We start from the raw sequence: 17,347 nt of genomic DNA, 5'->3' as shown, positions 1-17,347 counted from the left end.
GTAATGCGTAATATGCGTAATACGCGGCGTAAATAAAACTACGTACGCGATTAATGGCTGTTGTGTAAACAAAAGAGGCGTGGGATGCAAGTCCTGCGCCTCTTATTGCTCGTTTTTTGAGAATTAGTCTATGCCTATTCTCGTCGGCGATGCTCTACAGCAGTGCGATCAGCTGCTCAACCTGCTCGTCGGTGGTGGCCCAGCTGGTGCAGATGCGCATCACCGTGTGCGTGTTGTCGGCCTTTTCCATGAAGCCGAGGTGTACGTTGCGCTGTAAACGTTCGGACGTCTCGTTGTCAAGCGTGATGAAGATCTGGTTGGTCGGCGCGTCAAAGGTGAGCGTATAGCCGCGTTCCACGAGCACTTTGCGAATGCGGTCGGCCGCGGCATTGGCATGACGTGCGATTCTGCAGTACAAGTTGTCGGTGAACAGCGTGTCGAATTGCACGCCCAGCAGCCAGCCCTTGGCGAGCAAAGCTCCATGCTGCTTGACAAGCGTCACGAAGTTCTTCGGCATGTTGCCATGCGTGAACACCACCGCTTCGCCGAACATGGCACCCACCTTGGTGCCACCGATGTAGAACACGTCCGCGATGCGTGCGATGTCTTCAAGCGTCACGTCGTTGCCGGTTGCGGTCAGCGCGTAGCCGAGTCGTGCGCCGTCGATGAACAATGGCATGTCGTACTTCGTGCAGATCTTGCGGATCGCCTCGAGTTCGGCGAGCGTGTAGAGCGTGCCATATTCGGTGGACTGTGAAATGTACACGCATCCGGGGAACACCATGTGCGTGTAGTTGCCGTCCGCGTAGAACGTGGCGCAGTACTCGTCGAGTTCGGTCGCATCGATTTTGCCGTCATGGTGGGGGAGCGTCAGCACCTTGTGTCCGGTGAATTCGATGGCGCCCGCCTCGTGCACGTTCACATGGCCGGTACTTGCCGCGACCACGCCGGCATACTGCGGTGTGATGGAGTCGATGATGGTCTGATTGGTCTGCGTGCCACCTACCAGGAAGAAGATCTGAGCGTCGGGGCAGGAACATGCCTCACGAATCTTGGTTTTCGCGCTTTCGCAGATGCTGTCATTGCCGTAACCCGGATATTGGTTCTGCGCGATCTGTTCGATGTGTTCGATGATTTCCGGTGTTGCCGTACAGGAATAGTCGTTTTCAAAAGACAGCATGATGCGCTCCTTGTATCTGACTTATGCTGATGACTTGCGATCGGCGGTTTGCTGTATTCAAGCCGTCTGGATAACAAAAAACCTCGGAATTTCTTCCGAGGTCTCTATCGGGGTGGCTAACGCGGCTCGAACGCGCGACCTTCTGAACCACAATCAGATGCTCTACCAACTGAGCTATAGCCACCATGTTCTCGCTTCATGTAGAAGCGCAACAGGTGAAAACTATACACGATTTTCCCGATATGTCTACATCGGCGTGTTGCGCGTGCCTGTCGTTGGCTTGCACTGCGGAACGTTCATTATGTGAACGGCATGCTACGCAAAGCAGAAACTCACGCGTACCTTGTAGTCGCTGCATGCGGGAGGGTGTGCGGTAACGGCGGTGCGAGCCGTCTCGGAGTATTTTCGGCGTATGTGGATCATCGGCCGAAAAGCTGTGAAGTGTGAAGGAAGAGATATTCATGCAGAAGGTCAAAGCGTTTGGTGATTGGCTTACCAAGTGGTTCACCGCGATTGTGATTGTGTGGGCCGTGTTTAACTATTTCGTGCCGCAGGCAAGCTTGTGGGGCAAGTCCTATACCGGTTATTTCCTGGGTATCGTGCTGTTCGGTATGGGTCTTACCTTGACCCTCGACGATTTCAAGCGCATTCTCACCCAGCCTCTGATGGTCATCGTCGGCACCGTGGCCCACTTCGTCATCATGCCGTTGGTGGCTGTGCTGCTGTGCTGGATTTTCCGTCTTGATGGTGCGCTCGCCGTCGGTGTGATTCTGGTCGGCTGCTGCCCGTCCGGAACCTCGTCCAACGTGATGAGCTATCTGAGCCGTGGCGATGTGGCGCTGGATGTGTCCATCGGCATTCTGTCCACGCTGTGCGCGCCGTTCATGATTCCGCTGTTGATGCAGTGGCTCGCTTCCCAGTATGTGTCGGTTCCGGTGGAATCCCTGTTCCTCAATGCGGTTAAGGTGGTGCTGTTCCCGATCGCTCTTGGCGTGATCTGCCATGCCGTTTTCGGCGAGAAGATCGAGAAGATCACGGTCGCTCTGCCGATCGTGTCCCAGGTGGCCATTCTGCTTATCATCGGCGTGGTTGTCGCGGCCAACGGTCCGAAGCTGTTCGTGGCTTCCTCGCTGCTTGCCATTCCGGTGGTCATTCTGCACAACCTGTGCGGATATGCGCTGGGCTTCGGCTTCTCCAAGCTCATGTACAAGGTGTATCCGAAGGGCTTCCGTTATGCGCAACAGAAGGCCATCACCTTCGAGGTCGGCATGCAGGATTCCGCGTTGGGGGCGACTTTGGCGCTGACGTCGTTCGCTTCCAATCCGTTGGCCGCGGTGCCGTCCACGTTCTTCAGCGTCTGGCACAACATTTCCGGCTCCGTGCTGTCCAGCTGGTGGCGTGAGCATGATGACAGACATCAGATCCATCCTGATTCCGACAATGGAGAGAAGGGCTCGGCTGCGAAGGCCCGCGAAGACGCCGTCGAAACAGCTAACAGCTGACATTCGTCAGTAGAGTTCGTCGTCATATTGCGCATTCCCTGAATCTTTCAAAACGATTCAGGGAATGTTTTGTTTTGAGTGGTGCAAACGTGTCATTGTGATGTTTTGTTGCTTTGTGCTGATGTAGGCAAAATGATTGAAATTATTGGGATTTAGGGGTGTTTTCGCCCGTGTTCTTTGTTCGTTTTGGGGTATACTGTAATTGAAGGCCGGAGTTGTGGATCAGTCGAGAATTCGTCAGGTCGCAACGAAGCGTCTATGGCCGCAAGGTTCATGCGCAACGCCTTTAAGATATAATTGAACAATAGCGATTCGAGACGGCGGTGATGAGGTAGTACGGCGTAGGCGCCGGGCCGCAAATGCAAAACAGACAACGAGACTGAAAAGTGCGCGTAAGGTAGCGCGTAGCAAAGAAGTGGGAATCTCCTTCCCGAGTGGGTGGCCCCGGATTCAAAAGGATTCGGGGCCACTCCTTTTGCGATTCGCGACACGGCATGTTGGAATGTCTTGGGAATCCGTATACTGATAATTCGTGTGTGCCAACGGCATGCCTTATGTGACAGGCGTGCGGGTTGGGATATCCCGGAACTCGATTGCATCACGCGCAGCAATGCGGCGGTGAGAGAGGGATGGGCCATCGGGCCGGTGGACTGTGGCTATCTTCATGATTCAGATGCGTGGAGTGTGGGTGCAGTGCGGCGGTCACACAAAAGCAAGAGAAACCACTGAATCGGAGAATTCAAGTTGCCTACTATTGAACAGCTCGTCCGTAAGGGACGTCAGGCAAAGCCGAAGAAGTCCAAGACTTTGGCACTGAAGGGAAGCCCGCTGCGCCGCGGCGTGTGCACCCGTGTTTACACCACCACCCCGAAGAAGCCGAACTCGGCACTGCGTAAGGTCGCTCGTGTGCGCCTGAGCTCCGGTGTGGAAGTCACCGCTTATATCCCGGGCGAAGGCCACAACCTGCAGGAGCACTCCATTGTGCTCGTGCGCGGCGGCCGTGTCAAGGATCTGCCGGGTGTTCGTTACCACATCGTTCGTGGCGCCCTCGATACCCAGGGTGTGAAGGATCGCAAGCAGGGTCGTTCCCTGTACGGAGCAAAGAAGGCGAAGTAAGAGATATGTCACGTAAAGGACCTTCCAAGAAGCATCAGCTGCTGCCGGATCCGATTTACGGTTCCACTGTTGTGGCACAGCTCATCAACAAGATTCTGCTCGACGGCAAGAAGTCGATCGCCGAAGACATCGTCTACTCCGCTCTCGATATGGTCAAGGAAAAGACCGATCAGGAGCCGGTGGCAGTGCTTAAGCGCGCTCTTGACAACATCCGTCCGTCCCTCGAGGTTCGCTCCCGCCGCGTCGGTGGCGCTACCTACCAGGTTCCGGTCGAAGTGAAGCCGGCTCGTGCGAACACCCTGTCCCTGCGCTGGCTGACCGACTTCTCCCGCGCCCGTCGTGAGAAGACCATGGCTGAGCGTCTGGCCAACGAAATCCTCGATGCCTCCAATGGCCTTGGTGCTTCTGTCAAGCGTCGCGAGGATACTCATAAGATGGCGGAGGCCAACAAGGCCTTCGCTCATTACCGCTGGTAATTAGTCGAGAACGAGAGTTAAGGAACACTCATGGCACTAGACGTGCTCAATGATCTCAACCAGATCCGTAACATCGGCATCATGGCTCACATCGATGCCGGTAAGACCACTACCACCGAACGTATCCTGTACTACACCGGCAAGAACTACAAGATCGGCGAGACCCATGACGGTGCCTCGACGATGGACTTCATGGCTCAGGAGCAGGAACGCGGCATCACTATCCAGTCCGCTGCAACCACTTGCTTCTGGAACCGTCAGACCCATGACGAGAAGCAGAAGTTCCAGATCAACATCATCGATACCCCGGGCCACGTGGACTTCACGGCCGAGGTGGAGCGCTCCCTGCGCGTGCTCGATGGTGCCGTTGCCGTGTTCGATGGCAAGGAAGGTGTGGAGCCGCAGTCCGAGACCGTTTGGCGTCAGGCTGACAAGTACGGCGTTCCGCGCATCTGCTTCATCAACAAGATGGATAAGCTCGGCGCTGACTTCTACTACTCCGTCGACACCATCAAAACCAAGCTTGGCGCGACCCCGCTTGTCGTGCAGCTGCCGATCGGCGCTGAGAACGACTTCGCCGGCGTCGTCGATCTGATTCGTATGAAGGCTTACGTCTGGAACGATGTTTCCGGCGATATGGGCGCTCACTACGACACCACCGACATCCCGGCCGACCTGCAGGACAAGGCTGAGCAGTATCGTGCAGAGCTGCTCGACCAGGTCGCAGAGTCCGACGAAGAGCTGCTTGAGAAGTACCTCGAGTCCGGCGAACTGACTGAGGACGAGATCCGTGGTGGCATCCGTAAGCTCACCATCAACCGTGAAGCCTACCCGGTGCTCTGTGGCTCCGCCTTCAAGGACAAGGGTGTTCAGCCGATGCTGGACGCCGTCGTCGACTACCTGCCGAGCCCGGAGGACGTTCCGTCCATCGTCGGTTTCGATCCGAAGGACGAATCCATCGAGATCGATCGCAAGCCGACCACCGATGATCCGTTCTCTGCTCTGGTCTTCAAGATCTCTACCCACCCGTTCTACGGCAAGCTCGTGTTCGTGCGCGTCTACTCCGGCGCCGTCGCTCCGGGCGACACCGTGCTTGACTCCACCAAGGGCAAGAAGGAACGCGTCGGCAAGATCTTCCAGATGCACGCCGACAAGGAGAACCCGGTCGATGCCGCCGAGGCCGGCAACATCTACACCTTTGTGGGCCTGAAGAACATCACCACTGGTGACACCCTGTGCGACGAAAAGGCTCCGATCTCCCTCGAATCCATGACCTTCCCGGATCCGGTGATCGAGGTGGCCGTGGAGCCGAAGACCAAGGCCGATCAGGAGAAGATGAGCATCGCTCTGGCGAAGCTGTCCGACGAAGATCCGACCTTCCAGGTGAAGACCGACGAAGAGTCCGGCCAGACCCTGATCTCCGGCATGGGCGAGCTGCAGCTCGACATCATCGTCGACCGTATGCGTCGTGAATTCAAGGTGGAGTGCAACGTGGGTAACCCGCAGGTTGCATACCGCGAGACGATCCGCAAGGCCGTCATGAACCAGGAATACACGCACAAGAAGCAGACCGGTGGTTCCGGCCAGTTCGCAAAGGTCTTGATGAACTTCGAGCCGCTCAACACCGAAGAGGGCGAGACCTACGAGTTCGTCAACGAGGTCACCGGCGGCCACATCACCAAGGAATTCATTCCTTCCATCGATGCTGGTGTGCAGGAAGCCATGGAATCCGGCGTGCTCGCCGGCTTCCCGGTGGTTGGCGTCAAGGCTACCGTCACCGACGGCCAGGTCCACGACGTCGATTCCTCCGAAATGGCCTTCAAGATCGCAGGTTCCATGTGCTTCAAGGAAGCTGCTCCGAAGGCCAAGCCGGTCATCCTCGAGCCGATCATGGCCGTGGAAGTGCGTACTCCGGAAGAGTACATGGGCGACGTGATGGGCGATATCAACGCCCGTCGTGGTTCCATCCAGTCCATGACCGACTCCACCGGTGTCAAGGTCATCGATGCCAAGGTTCCGCTGTCCGAGATGTTCGGCTACATCGGCGACCTTCGCTCCAAGACCCAGGGCCGCGCAATGTTCACCATGCAGATGGACTCCTACGCTGAGGTTCCGAAGAACGTCTCCGAGGAAATCATCAAGGCCCAGCGCGGCGAGTGACACGCGCTGCCGCTTAAGTGGAAACTGTCTCCAGTCAGCGCTAGTATTTTGTAGCGCTGACTGGGTTCGGGCTCCAAAGTGGCACAAACCCGTCAAACCCAGTAAAATGTAGCGAGTGCCTTGAAGCGAGTTCAAGGCTTACTACGAGACGTCCAGGAGGACAAAACACATGGCAAAGGAAAAGTACGAGCGTACTAAGCCGCACGTTAACATTGGTACCATTGGCCACGTCGATCACGGTAAGACTACCCTGACCGCAGCCATCTCCAAGGTCCTGCACGAAGAGTACCCGGACATCAACCCGGCTTACGACTTCAACCAGATCGACGCCGCTCCGGAAGAGCAGCAGCGTGGTATCACCATCAACATCGCCCACATCGAGTACCAGACCGCTGAGCGTCACTACGCTCACGTCGACTGCCCGGGCCACGCCGACTTCGTGAAGAACATGATCACCGGCGCTGCCCAGATGGATGGCGCTATCCTCGTTGTGGCTGCTACCGACGGCCCGATGGCTCAGACCCGCGAGCACGTGCTGCTCGCTCGTCAGGTGGGCGTGCCGCGTATCCTCGTCGCTCTGAACAAGTGCGATATGGTCGACGACGAAGAGCTCATCGAGCTCGTTGAGGAAGAGGTCCGTGACCTCCTCGACGAAAACGGCTTCGATCGCGATTGCCCGGTCATCCACACCTCCGCTTACGGCGCACTGCACGACGATGCTCCGGATCACGAGAAGTGGGTTGAGTCCGTCAAGGAACTCATGAAGGCTGTCGACGAGTACATCCCGACCCCGACTCACGATCTGGACAAGCCGTTCCTGATGCCGATCGAAGATGTGTTCACCATCTCCGGCCGTGGCACCGTGGTTACCGGCCGTGTCGAGCGTGGTAAGCTCCCGGTCAATTCCAACGTCGAGATCGTTGGTATCCGTCCGACCCAGACCACCACCGTCACCTCCATCGAGACCTTCCACAAGCAGATGGATGAGTGCGAGGCTGGCGACAACACCGGTCTGCTGCTCCGCGGCATCAACCGTGACCAGGTCGAGCGTGGCCAGGTTCTGGCTGCTCCGGGCTCCGTGACCCCGCACACCAAGTTCGAGGGCGAAGTCTACGTGCTGACCAAGGACGAAGGCGGTCGTCACTCGCCGTTCTTCTCCAACTACCGTCCGCAGTTCTACTTCCGTACCACCGACGTCACCGGCGTTATCACCCTGCCGGAAGGCGTTGAGATGGTGCAGCCGGGCGATCACGCTACCTTCGGCGTTGAGCTGATCCAGCCGATCGCTATGGAAGAGGGCCTGACCTTCGCAGTGCGCGAAGGCGGCCACACCGTCGGCTCGGGCCGTGTCACCAAGATCATCGAGTAGTTTCTGCTTGATGTCAAGACACGCTTGAACTAGCGTTTTAGGAAAACCTCCCAAGGCATTTTTGCCGAGGGAGGTTTTCCTATATATGGAAGGCTTACCGACAAAGTATGCACACCGTGGCATAATGAGCAAGGCTCTTTTTAAGCTTTCCCTGTTAGACGAAGAAATAGGTGAGTTAATTTGGCACAGACTACCAATGACATTAAGAACGGTTCCGTCCTGAACCTCGATGGCCAGCTGTGGGCCGTCATCAAGTTCCAGCACGTCAAGCCGGGCAAGGGCCCCGCTTTCGTGCGCACCACCATCAAGAACGTGCTCTCGGGCAAGATCGTCGACAAGACCTTCAATGCCGGCATGAAGATGGAATTCGAAACCGTCGACAACCGCAACCTCCAGTACTCCTACGAGGACGGCGACAATTTCGTGTTCATGGATATGACCACCTACGATCAGATCTACATTCCGAAGACCCTCGTCGGCGACCAGGCCAAGTTCCTGCTGGAAGGAACCGACTGCGTCGTGTCCTTCCACGATGGCACCCCGCTGTCCGTCGAACTGCCGGCTTCCGTGATCCTGACCGTCACCCATACCGAACCGGGTCTGCAGGGCAACCGCTCCAACGCTGGCACCAAGCCGGCCACTGTTGAGACCGGTGCCGAAATTCAGGTTCCGCTGTTCATCGGCGAAGGCGAGAAGGTCAAGGTGAACACCACCGACGGCTCCTACCTCGGCCGCGAGAACTGAGAGTAAGGACGAAAGAAGTTTCATGGCACGTTCCACCGCTCGTAAGAGGGCTCTGAATACGTTGTATGAAGCGGATGAGAAGGGACAGGACATCCTGTCCCTTCTTGCTGAGCGCATTGAGCAGCCCGGCGCCCAGACTCCGCTGCCTGAATACGCCATCGAAATCGTTCGTGGCGTTGCGGAACATATCGCAGCCATCGATTCCACGCTTGACGAGCATTCCACCGGTTGGAAGGTCAAGCGTATGGGCGTTGTCGATCGCAATATTCTGCGTATCGCGGCGTGGGAGATCATGTTCAATGATGATGTTCCCAATATGGTGGCCATCGACGAGGCGCTTGGCCTTGCCAAGACGCTGTGTGATGATGAATCACCGGCATTCATCCACGGTCTGCTCAGCGCTGTCAGCGCTGATGCGGATGCCGTTCAAGTGGATGGGCAACCGACCGAACCTTCAGCTGAGTAAAGCTGAAAGTTAAGCGATTCGGCCGGGTCGCGAGTCCTAACCGGCCGCTATCCTTGGTACGAATACCTTGACTATAAGGGGGTTTTGGTGAACCAGTATGATTCCGAAGCCGTGATGTTTGACCCTCAAGATGCCGTTCTCGTTCTCGAAGACGGACAGGTGTATGTGGGTGAGCCTTACGGCGCGATCGGCACGACCAGTGGGGAGATCGTTTTCGCAACCGGCATGACCGGTTATCAGGAGACGCTTACGGACCCCAGTTACGATCGTCAGATCGTGGTACAGACGTTCCCTCATATTGGGGACACGGGAATCAATGGGGAGGACCCGGAATCCTCGCGAATCTGGGTTGCCGGCTACGTCGTGCGCGATCCTAGCCCGAGCGTGAGCAATTGGCGCGCAACCGGCAGCCTTGATGACGATCTGGAAGCCAACAAGATTGTTGGCATCAGCCATATCGATACCCGTAAGCTGGTGCGTCACCTGCGTTCCGCCGGTGTGATGCGTGCTGCGATTTTCTCCGGTGACGCTTTGCTTGACGACAATGGCAAGCTGCGTACTATCGAATCTATGCTCGACGAGGTTAAATCCACTCCGCAGATGAAGGGGATGAGCCTCTACGACGAGGTCAGCACCAAGCAGGCCTACACCATCGAACCTTGCGGCGAATTCGAAGGCAAGGAGCCGCTGTACACCGTCGCCGCCGTCGATTTGGGCATCAAGGCCATGACTCCGCATCGCATGGCGGAGCGTGGTTGCCGTGTGCATGTGGTGCCATCCACCATCACGTTCGACGAGCTTGAAGCTCTTCATCCTGATGGTGTCTTCTTCTCCAATGGTCCGGGAGATCCGGAACAGGCCACCCCTGAAGTGGACCTGCTTCGTCAGGTGCTTGATGCAGGCCATCCGTTCTTCGGCATCTGCTTCGGCAACCAGCTGCTTGGCCGTGCGCTTGGCTTCGGTACGTACAAGCTGAAGTTCGGCCACCGTGGCATCAACCAGCCGGTCAAAGACATGACCACCGGCAAAATCGAAATCACCGCGCACAACCACGGTTTCGCCGTCGACGCGCCGATTGGTGAAACCGTTGACGCGCCGTTCGAAAACGGCAAGTACGGCAAGGTGTTCGTCAGCCACATCGATCTGAATGACAACGTGGTTGAAGGCCTGCAGTGTGTCGATATTCCGGCATTCTCCGTGCAGTACCATCCGGAAGCCGCAGCCGGCCCGCACGATGCCGCATATCTGTTCGATCGTTTCGTGGATCTCATGCGTTCCGCCAAGGAGGGAACCCGCAATGCCTAAGCGCACAGACATCAAGTCCGTGATGGTCATCGGCTCCGGTCCGATTGTGATCGGCCAGGCCGCAGAATTCGATTACTCGGGCACTCAGGCCTGCCGCGTGCTTCGTGATGAAGGCATCCGAGTCATTCTCGTCAACTCCAACCCGGCCACCATCATGACCGATCCGGAAATGGCGGATGCCACCTACATCGAGCCGATCTCCACGCCGATCCTCGAGCAAATCATCGCCAAGGAACGTCCTGACGCCCTGCTGCCGACCCTAGGTGGTCAGACTGCACTGAACGCAGCCATGGCACTGGGTGAGGCCGGTGTGCTCAAGAAGTACAACGTCGAGCTGATCGGTGCTTCCCTTGAAGCCATCGACCGTGGTGAGGACCGTGAGCTCTTCAAGAAGGTCGTTGAGGAGGCTGGCGCCGAATCCGCACGTTCCGACATCGCCCATTCCCTCGAAGAAGTCGATAAGATCGCTGAGAAGTTCGGCTATCCGCTGGTTGTGCGACCGAGCTTCACCATGGGTGGTCTTGGTTCCGGTATTGCGCACAACGAAGAGGAACTGCACCGCATCGCAGGCGCAGGCATCCATTATTCCCCGACCGACGAGGTGCTGATCGAAGAAGGCATCGAAGGCTGGAAGGAATACGAACTCGAGCTGATGCGCGACAAGAAAGACAACGTCGTGGTCGTCTGCCCGATTGAGAACGTGGATCCTGTCGGTGTGCACACCGGCGATTCCATTACCGTGGCGCCTGTGTTCACTCTGACTGATCGCGAATATCAGAAGCTTCGTGATATCGGCATCGCCATCATTCGCGGCGTGGGCGTCGATACTGGCGGTTGCAACATCCAGTTCGCCATCAACCCGAACACCGGACGCATCATCGTTATCGAAATGAACCCGCGTGTGTCCCGTTCCTCCGCTCTGGCATCCAAGGCAACCGGCTTCCCGATCGCGAAGATTGCCACCAAGCTGGCTCTTGGCTATACGCTCGACGAAATCCAGAACGATATCACGCAGTCCACTCCGGCCAGCTTCGAGCCGACTATCGACTACGTGGTCACCAAGGTCCCGCGTTTCGCCTTCGAGAAGTTCCCGGGTGCCGATCCGACACTGACCACCTCCATGAAGTCCGTGGGCGAGGCCATGGCTCTGGCAGGCAATTTCCAGGAATCCCTCGGCAAGGCCATGCGCTCCATCGACAAGCGCCACATGGGCTTTAACTGGGACGGCGACAAGCCCTCCGCACAGGAAGTCGATGAGCTGCTGGACGCCATCAAGGTGCCGACCGAACATCGTTATCTGCAAATCCAGCGCGCCCTGTGGGGAGGCGCCACCGAACAGCAGATCTTTGACGCCACCAAGATCGATCCGTGGTTCATTCGCCAGTTCGAACTCATCAATGAGACAGCTCTTGAAATCAAGGGAGCGGAGAAGCTTAGCCGCAAGCTGTTGAAGAAGGCGAAGCTGGCTGGTCTTTCCGATCTGCAGATCGCCCACCTGCGTCGCTTGGGAGACGAAGGTGAAAACGCGATCCGCGAGCTGCGCTGGTCGTATGATCTTCGCCCGGTCTTCAAGACGGTCGATACTTGTGCCGCCGAGTTTGACGCGGTGACTCCGTACTACTACTCCTGCTATGCGGACGAAAGCGAACTGCGCCCGCGTGAGCGCGAAGCCGTGATCATTCTCGGCTCCGGTCCGAACCGTATCGGTCAGGGCATCGAGTTCGACTACACCTGCGTGCATGCCGTGCAGGAACTGGGCAAGGACTATGACACCATCATGGTCAACTGCAACCCGGAAACCGTGTCGACCGATTACGACATGTCCGATCGCCTGTACTTCGAACCGCTCACCTTCGAAGACGTGCTCGAAATCTACGAGGCCGAAAAGAAGATGGGCCCAGTCAAGGGCGTTATCGTTCAGCTTGGTGGCCAGACTCCGTTGTCTCTGGCAGCTCGCCTGAAGGCTGCTGGCGTGCCGATTCTCGGCACCACGCCTGAATCCATCGATTTGGCTGAAAACCGTGAGCTCTTCGGCGAAGTGCTGAAGAAGGCCGAGATGAACGCGCCTCGCTACGGCACCGCTCTGAGCCTTGATGAAGCCCGTGAAGCGGCACACAACATCGGTTACCCGGTGCTGGTGCGCCCGAGCTACGTGCTTGGTGGTCGTGGCATGGAAATCGTATATGACGATGCCCAGTTGCGTAAGTACGTGGACCGCGCATTGAAGGAAGCCCAGGCCGATACCGTGGTTTCTGGCCGTCTGCCTTCTCCGCTGCTGATCGACAAGTTCCTGCAGGACGCCGTGGAAATCGACGTTGATGCCTTGTTCGACGGCGAGGAGCTGTATATCGGTGGCATTATGGAGCATGTCGAGGAAGCCGGTGTGCATTCCGGCGATGCCGCATGCACCTTGCCTCCGAGCACCCTTTCCGATGATCAGATTCGTCGTCTGCGCGAGGGCACCTATGCCATCGCCAAGGGCTGTGGCGTGCAAGGCCTGATCAACGTGCAGTACGCCTTCATGGCCAACACGCTGTACGTCATCGAGGCGAATCCGCGTGCCTCCCGTACCGTACCGTTCGCTTCCAAGGCGACCGGCGTGGCACTGGCCAAGGCAGCGGCCCGCATCATGGCTGGCGAAACCATTCAGCAGCAGCGTGACAACGACTTGCTGTTGCCTCACGGCGATGGTGGTGATATTCGCCGCGGTCAGCAGGTTGCCGTTAAGGAATCCGTGCTTCCGTTCAAGCGTTTCCGCACGCCGCTCGGCAAGACCGTCGACGTGTTGCTCGGACCGGAGATGCGTTCCACCGGCGAGGTCATGGGCTTTGACCGTGACTTCCCGCATGCGTTCGCCAAGAGCCAGCTGGCCGCTTATGACGGTGGCTTGCCGACAAGCGGCAACGTGTTCATTTCCGTGAACGACACCGACAAGCGTCAGCTACCGTTGTTCGCCGCACGCTTGGTGGAGCTTGGCTTCAACATTTGGGCCACCGAGGGTACCGCATCCGTGTTGCGCCGCTATGGCATCGACTCCAAGATCGTTGATAAGATCAGCGTTCGTATGGATTCCGATCCGGATGATCCAATCACCACCTACCATGCGGAAGGCAGCGTCGGCAAGAATGTCGTACAGCTGATCGAGGAAGGTGCCATCGATCTGATTCTCAACACACCGAACTCCCGTGGCTCCCGTTCCGACGGCTATGCCATCCGTTCGGCGGCCATTGCTGCGGATCTGCCTCAGTTCACCACCATGACGGAATTCTCCGCCGTGTTGATGGCCATCGAGGCTGTGCGCAATAATGATTATCAGATCATGAGCATTCAGGATCATTCCCAGCAGCTGTTCGAGTTGGAAAGCCGTGAGTAATGGTAAGTAGCCTCAGTAGTGAAGAGATGAGTGCCCAGCGTTCGGATTTCGGTCTGCGTCTGAGCAATTCCATGGCCAAATATGGTCCGCTGTGTGTGGGCATCGACCCGCATCGGCAACTCCTTACCGACTGGGGCTACAATGTGGATGCCTTAGGCGCGGAGCTCTACTCCATGCGTATGTTGCAGGCAGCCAATGGTAGAGCGGCGGCCGTCAAATTCCAGTTCTCCATGTTCGAGCGCTACGGTTCGAAAGGCATCGCGGCGCTCGAACGGGTACTGTATGCGGCCCGTCAGATGGGAATCATCACCATTGTCGACTGCCTGCACGGCGGTCTGCCGACCACAGTGTCCGCATTCGCCGACGCCTATTTCAAGCCGGGAGCTCCTCTGCTGGCCGATGCCATCACCTTGCTGCCGTACTACGGCGCACGTTCTTTGGGTGGCGTGATCAACGACGCGCTCAACAACGGTCGAGGCGTGTTCATCGCATCATTGACCTCGAATCAAGAGGGTGCCAGCCTACAGACAGCCATTCGTCAGGCGGGCGAATACAAGGGCAGAACCGTGGCCTACGGCATCGCCAGCACCGCGCAGAAATTCAACAAGGGCAATGACGGTATGGGTTCCGTTGGCTTGATCATCGGAGCCACCATCGGTCAGTGGATCAATGATTCCGGCATCGACCCAGCCAAGTTCACCGGCCCTATTCTGTCTCCGGGCTACGGATGGCAAGGTGCTGAAACCCGCGACCTTAAGACGGTATTCAAAGGTACTAAAGGCAATGTGCTTGTCACCGTATCTCGTTTTATCGCCACACATGGTCCGGATATTGCCTCTCTGAGCGCGGCCACGGAATCCGTGGCGCTCGATATTCGTCAGGCGCTTATCGAAGCGCAGAACGAAATCGATGATGAGGTTTTGGACGACGACGAAGAAGAGTGATCGCGCGTTCTCAAATCCGATGCTGAGATTCCATATTCCATGTTCTGTTGATTGTTATGAAGAATGAGGATGTAATGACTGATTCTCGTCATGGCCGTTTGATTGTACTTTGTGGCCCCGCCGGTGTTGGTAAAGGCACCGTTTTGGGACGCGTACGTGAGCAGCATCCGCAGATCTGGCTATCGGTATCTGCAACGACCCGTAAACCACGTCCAGGCGAGGTGGATGGCGTCAATTACTTCTTCATGACTGAACAGGAGTTTCTCGCCAAAGAAGATGCCGGTGAGTTTTTGGAAACCGCTGACGTCTTCGGTCTTGCTCACTACGGCACGCCCGTGAAACCAGTCGTGGAACATCTCGAACAGAATATTCCCGTCATTCTGGAAATCGACATCCAAGGTGCCCGTAGCGTCAAGCAGCGTGCGGGGGAGTTGGGTCTTGATGTGATGACCGTGTTCATTGCGCCGCCGTCGTTCGAGGAATTGAAACGCCGTCTTGTCGGGCGTGGTACTGAAACCCCGGAACAGCAGGCGAAACGTTTGGAAACCGCGAAAATCGAGCTTGCAGCTGAACCTGAATTTGACAAAGTCATCGTCAATAATGTTGTCGATGATGCTGCAAATGAACTGTGGAATCTTATTGCAACGGAATTCGATCTGTAATCGTAATAATTAAAAATTGCAACATGCGTTCGAATATATCGGGCGCATGTTTTTTTAAAAAAAAGAAAATGAGGATTGCGCAGTAAGTAAACTACGCAATCCTCATTATGTATTATTTGAGATTCACCGGAACTCAGGCGAGACCGGAAAGCTTGTCGATCAGCTCCGGATCGCGTGTGGCGCCCTTATCTGCGGAACGGGCGAAGGCCGCATAAGCCTTAAGCGCCTGGGAGACCTTGCGGTCGCGGTGCGCCACATAGCCGTCGCCAGCTTCGAGTTCGGCGCGGCGCTGGGCCAGCTCCTCATCGGTCAGCTCGACATTCACCGTACGGTTCGGGATATCGATATTGATGATGTCGCCGTTCTTGATCAGGGCAATCGGGCCCTTGTTCGCGGCCTCGGGAGCGATATGGCCGATGGCCAGACCGGAGGAACCGCCGGAGTAGCGGCCATCGGTCAGCATGGCGACCTGCTTGCCGATGCCCTTGCCCTTGACGAAGGAGGTCGGGTACAGCATCTCCTGCATGCCCGGTCCGCCCTTCGGGCCCTCGTAGCGGATGACCAGCGCCATGCCGGGCTTCAGAGTATCGTTGAGGATGACCTCGATGGCCTGCTCCTGGGATTCGACGACCAGTGCCGGTCCACGGAAGGTCCAAATCTCCTTCGGTACGCCGGCGGTCTTCACCACGCAGCCGTCAGGGGCGAGGTTGCCGCGCAGCACGGCCAGACCGCCTTCGGTGACAGCCGGATGGTCGATGTCATGGATCGCGCCGTTCACACGGTCGCGGTCGAGGGAATCGAACAGGGTGGTGTGCGTCCACGGATCCGGGGAGACAATGTGGCCCGGAGCGGCCAGATACATCTGCTTGGCTTCCTCGGTGCAGGTATCGCGCATGATGTCCCAGTCGTTGAGCTTGTCTTCCAGTGTCTTGTAATCGATGGAATGCACGTCGCGGTGCAGTTTGCCGGCGCGGTCGAGCTCGCCGAGAATGCCGGTGATGCCACCTGCGCGATGCACGTCGGAGATCTCCCACTCGCCGGACGGGGAGGCCTTGCAAATGCACGGCACGGTGTGGGAGATGCGCTCGATGTCGTCAAGCGTGAAGTCCACGTCGGCGGACTGTGCCATGGCGAGGATGTGCAGCACGGTGTTGGTGGAGCCGCCCATGGCCACATCCATGGTCATGGCGTTCTCGAACGCTTCCTTGGTAGCGATGGAACGCGGGAGCACGCTCTCGTCATCATCGTCGTAATACTGCTTGGCGATCTTGACGATCTGCTCGGCGGCGCGCTTGAACAAATCCTTGCGGTAGGAGTGCGAAGCCAGAATGGTGCCATTGCCTGGCAGGGCCAGGCCGATGGCCTCGGTCAGGCAGTTCATCGAATTCGCGGTGAACATGCCGGCGCAGGAACCACAGGTCGGGCAGACGGTCTTCTCGTAGGCGAGCAGATCCTCTTCATCCAGATTGTCGTCGGCGGAGGCATACATCACGTCGATCAGATCGGTGTTCTTCTTCACTGTGCCGTCAGGCAGCACGGTCGTACCGGCCTCCATCGGACCGCCGGAGACGAAGACGGTCGGGATGTTCAGACGCAGCGCGGCCATCAGCATGCCCGGTACGACCTTGTCGCAGTTCGGGATGCAGATCAGGGCGTCGGCGCAGTGCGCGTTGACCTGGTATTCGACGGTGTCGGCGATGATGTCACGGCTCGGCAGGGAGTACAGCATGCCGGTGTGGCCCATGGCGATGCCGTCGTCAACGGCCATCGTGTTGAACTCACGCGGGATGCCGCCGGCTTCTTTGATGGCCTCGGAGATCAATCGACCAACCTTGTTCAGGTGCACGTGGCCAGGCAGGAACTCATCGAAGGAATTGGCAATGGCGATAATCGGTTTGCCGAAATCCTTACCGTCCACGCCAGCGGCACGGTAGAGGGCGCGTGCGCCCGCGAATACTCGTCCATTCATCAGTTTTGCAGATCGCATTTCCATGTTCTCTATTGTGGTAGTTAAGTGGGACACGCGTTTTGTCAAGAGTCACTATGTGGA

The 17,347-nt window shown here is 57.3% G+C and carries 13 protein-coding genes and 1 tRNA gene; 11 read left to right on the top strand and 3 right to left on the bottom strand.

Annotated elements, in window-relative coordinates:
• Positions 1-154 precede the first annotated feature (154 nt).
• Together CE168_RS01320 and CE168_RS01315 are read right to left on the bottom strand one after the other, a co-directional pair.
• Entirely contained in the window at positions 155-1,180 is a 1,026-nt protein-coding gene (locus tag CE168_RS01320) for a threonine aldolase family protein (RefSeq protein ID WP_099570808.1), read from the bottom strand.
• Positions 1,181-1,291: 111 nt separating this feature from the next.
• Positions 1,292-1,364, bottom strand: a tRNA-His gene (locus CE168_RS01315).
• Between the two features lie 277 nt (positions 1,365-1,641).
• Between CE168_RS01315 and CE168_RS01310 the strand changes: the two genes are divergently transcribed.
• The 11 genes from CE168_RS01310 to gmk all read left to right on the top strand — a co-directional run bounded on the left by CE168_RS01310 (position 1,642) and on the right by gmk (position 15,297).
• The gene (locus tag CE168_RS01310; RefSeq protein WP_099570807.1) at positions 1,642-2,682 is read left to right on the top strand and encodes a bile acid:sodium symporter family protein; all 1,041 of its coding nucleotides are present in this window, start codon (positions 1,642-1,644) and stop codon (positions 2,680-2,682) included.
• Positions 2,683-3,426: 744 nt separating this feature from the next.
• The gene (gene rpsL / locus CE168_RS01305) at positions 3,427-3,798 is read left to right on the top strand and encodes a 30S ribosomal protein S12 (RefSeq protein ID WP_003808601.1); all 372 of its coding nucleotides are present in this window, start codon (positions 3,427-3,429) and stop codon (positions 3,796-3,798) included.
• 5 nt (positions 3,799-3,803) lie between these two features.
• Positions 3,804-4,274, top strand: coding sequence for a 30S ribosomal protein S7 (rpsG, locus tag CE168_RS01300; RefSeq protein WP_003836460.1), 471 nt, complete (start codon positions 3,804-3,806; stop codon positions 4,272-4,274).
• 30 nt (positions 4,275-4,304) lie between these two features.
• Positions 4,305-6,434 (top strand): elongation factor G, encoded by a 2,130-nt coding sequence (gene fusA, locus CE168_RS01295; RefSeq protein ID WP_022244930.1) that lies wholly within the window; start codon positions 4,305-4,307, stop codon positions 6,432-6,434.
• A 169-nt stretch (positions 6,435-6,603) separates the two neighbouring features.
• Positions 6,604-7,803, top strand: coding sequence for an elongation factor Tu (gene tuf, locus CE168_RS01290; protein ID WP_003836467.1), 1,200 nt, complete (start codon positions 6,604-6,606; stop codon positions 7,801-7,803).
• 180 nt (positions 7,804-7,983) lie between these two features.
• The gene (gene efp / locus CE168_RS01285) at positions 7,984-8,547 is read left to right on the top strand and encodes an elongation factor P (protein ID WP_003836469.1); all 564 of its coding nucleotides are present in this window, start codon (positions 7,984-7,986) and stop codon (positions 8,545-8,547) included.
• Between the two features lie 22 nt (positions 8,548-8,569).
• Positions 8,570-9,013: a transcription antitermination factor NusB gene (gene nusB / locus CE168_RS01280; RefSeq protein ID WP_099570806.1), complete on the top strand. Its 444-nt coding sequence runs from the start codon at positions 8,570-8,572 to the stop codon at positions 9,011-9,013.
• Positions 9,014-9,127: 114 nt separating this feature from the next.
• Positions 9,128-10,318, top strand: coding sequence for a glutamine-hydrolyzing carbamoyl-phosphate synthase small subunit (gene carA, locus CE168_RS01275; protein WP_374110559.1), 1,191 nt, complete (start codon positions 9,128-9,130; stop codon positions 10,316-10,318).
• Positions 10,311-13,691 (top strand): carbamoyl-phosphate synthase large subunit, encoded by a 3,381-nt coding sequence (carB, locus tag CE168_RS01270; protein WP_099570804.1) that lies wholly within the window; start codon positions 10,311-10,313, stop codon positions 13,689-13,691. Before carA ends, carB begins: the two co-directional genes overlap by 8 nt.
• On the top strand, positions 13,691-14,635 hold the full coding sequence (gene pyrF, locus CE168_RS01265) for an orotidine-5'-phosphate decarboxylase (protein WP_099570803.1): 945 nt from the start codon (positions 13,691-13,693) through the stop codon (positions 14,633-14,635). The genes carB and pyrF overlap by 1 nt, the downstream gene beginning before the upstream one ends.
• A 74-nt stretch (positions 14,636-14,709) precedes the next feature.
• Complete coding sequence (gmk, locus tag CE168_RS01260; RefSeq protein ID WP_099570802.1) at positions 14,710-15,297, top strand: guanylate kinase; 588 nt, start codon at positions 14,710-14,712, stop codon at positions 15,295-15,297.
• A 133-nt stretch (positions 15,298-15,430) separates the two neighbouring features.
• Here gmk and ilvD read toward each other — a convergent pair whose 3' ends face one another.
• Positions 15,431-17,290, bottom strand: coding sequence for a dihydroxy-acid dehydratase (gene ilvD, locus CE168_RS01255; protein ID WP_099570801.1), 1,860 nt, complete (start codon positions 17,288-17,290; stop codon positions 15,431-15,433).
• Positions 17,291-17,347: the final 57 nt, after the last annotated feature.

Source organism: Bifidobacterium sp. N5G01 (genome assembly GCF_002742425.1).
In the GTDB taxonomy this organism is placed as follows: domain Bacteria; phylum Actinomycetota; class Actinomycetes; order Actinomycetales; family Bifidobacteriaceae; genus Bifidobacterium; species Bifidobacterium hominis.
This window is presented reverse-complemented; position numbering and strand designations above follow the sequence as displayed.

What these genes read in the sequence shown, in the direction of transcription:
- CE168_RS01320 (WP_099570808.1), bottom strand. Translation starts at nt 1,180, where the DNA reads ATGCTGTCTTTTGAAAACGACTATTCCTGTACGGCAACACCGGAAATC.
- CE168_RS01310 (WP_099570807.1), top strand. Translation starts at nt 1,642, where the DNA reads ATGCAGAAGGTCAAAGCGTTTGGTGATTGGCTTACCAAGTGGTTCACC.
- rpsG (WP_003836460.1), top strand. Translation starts at nt 3,804, where the DNA reads ATGTCACGTAAAGGACCTTCCAAGAAGCATCAGCTGCTGCCGGATCCG.
- fusA (WP_022244930.1), top strand. Translation starts at nt 4,305, where the DNA reads ATGGCACTAGACGTGCTCAATGATCTCAACCAGATCCGTAACATCGGC.
- tuf (WP_003836467.1), top strand. Translation starts at nt 6,604, where the DNA reads ATGGCAAAGGAAAAGTACGAGCGTACTAAGCCGCACGTTAACATTGGT.
- nusB (WP_099570806.1), top strand. Translation starts at nt 8,570, where the DNA reads ATGGCACGTTCCACCGCTCGTAAGAGGGCTCTGAATACGTTGTATGAA.
- carA (WP_374110559.1), top strand. Translation starts at nt 9,128, where the DNA reads ATGTTTGACCCTCAAGATGCCGTTCTCGTTCTCGAAGACGGACAGGTG.
- carB (WP_099570804.1), top strand. Translation starts at nt 10,311, where the DNA reads ATGCCTAAGCGCACAGACATCAAGTCCGTGATGGTCATCGGCTCCGGT.
- pyrF (WP_099570803.1), top strand. Translation starts at nt 13,691, where the DNA reads ATGGTAAGTAGCCTCAGTAGTGAAGAGATGAGTGCCCAGCGTTCGGAT.
- gmk (WP_099570802.1), top strand. Translation starts at nt 14,710, where the DNA reads ATGACTGATTCTCGTCATGGCCGTTTGATTGTACTTTGTGGCCCCGCC.
- ilvD (WP_099570801.1), bottom strand. Translation starts at nt 17,290, where the DNA reads ATGGAAATGCGATCTGCAAAACTGATGAATGGACGAGTATTCGCGGGC.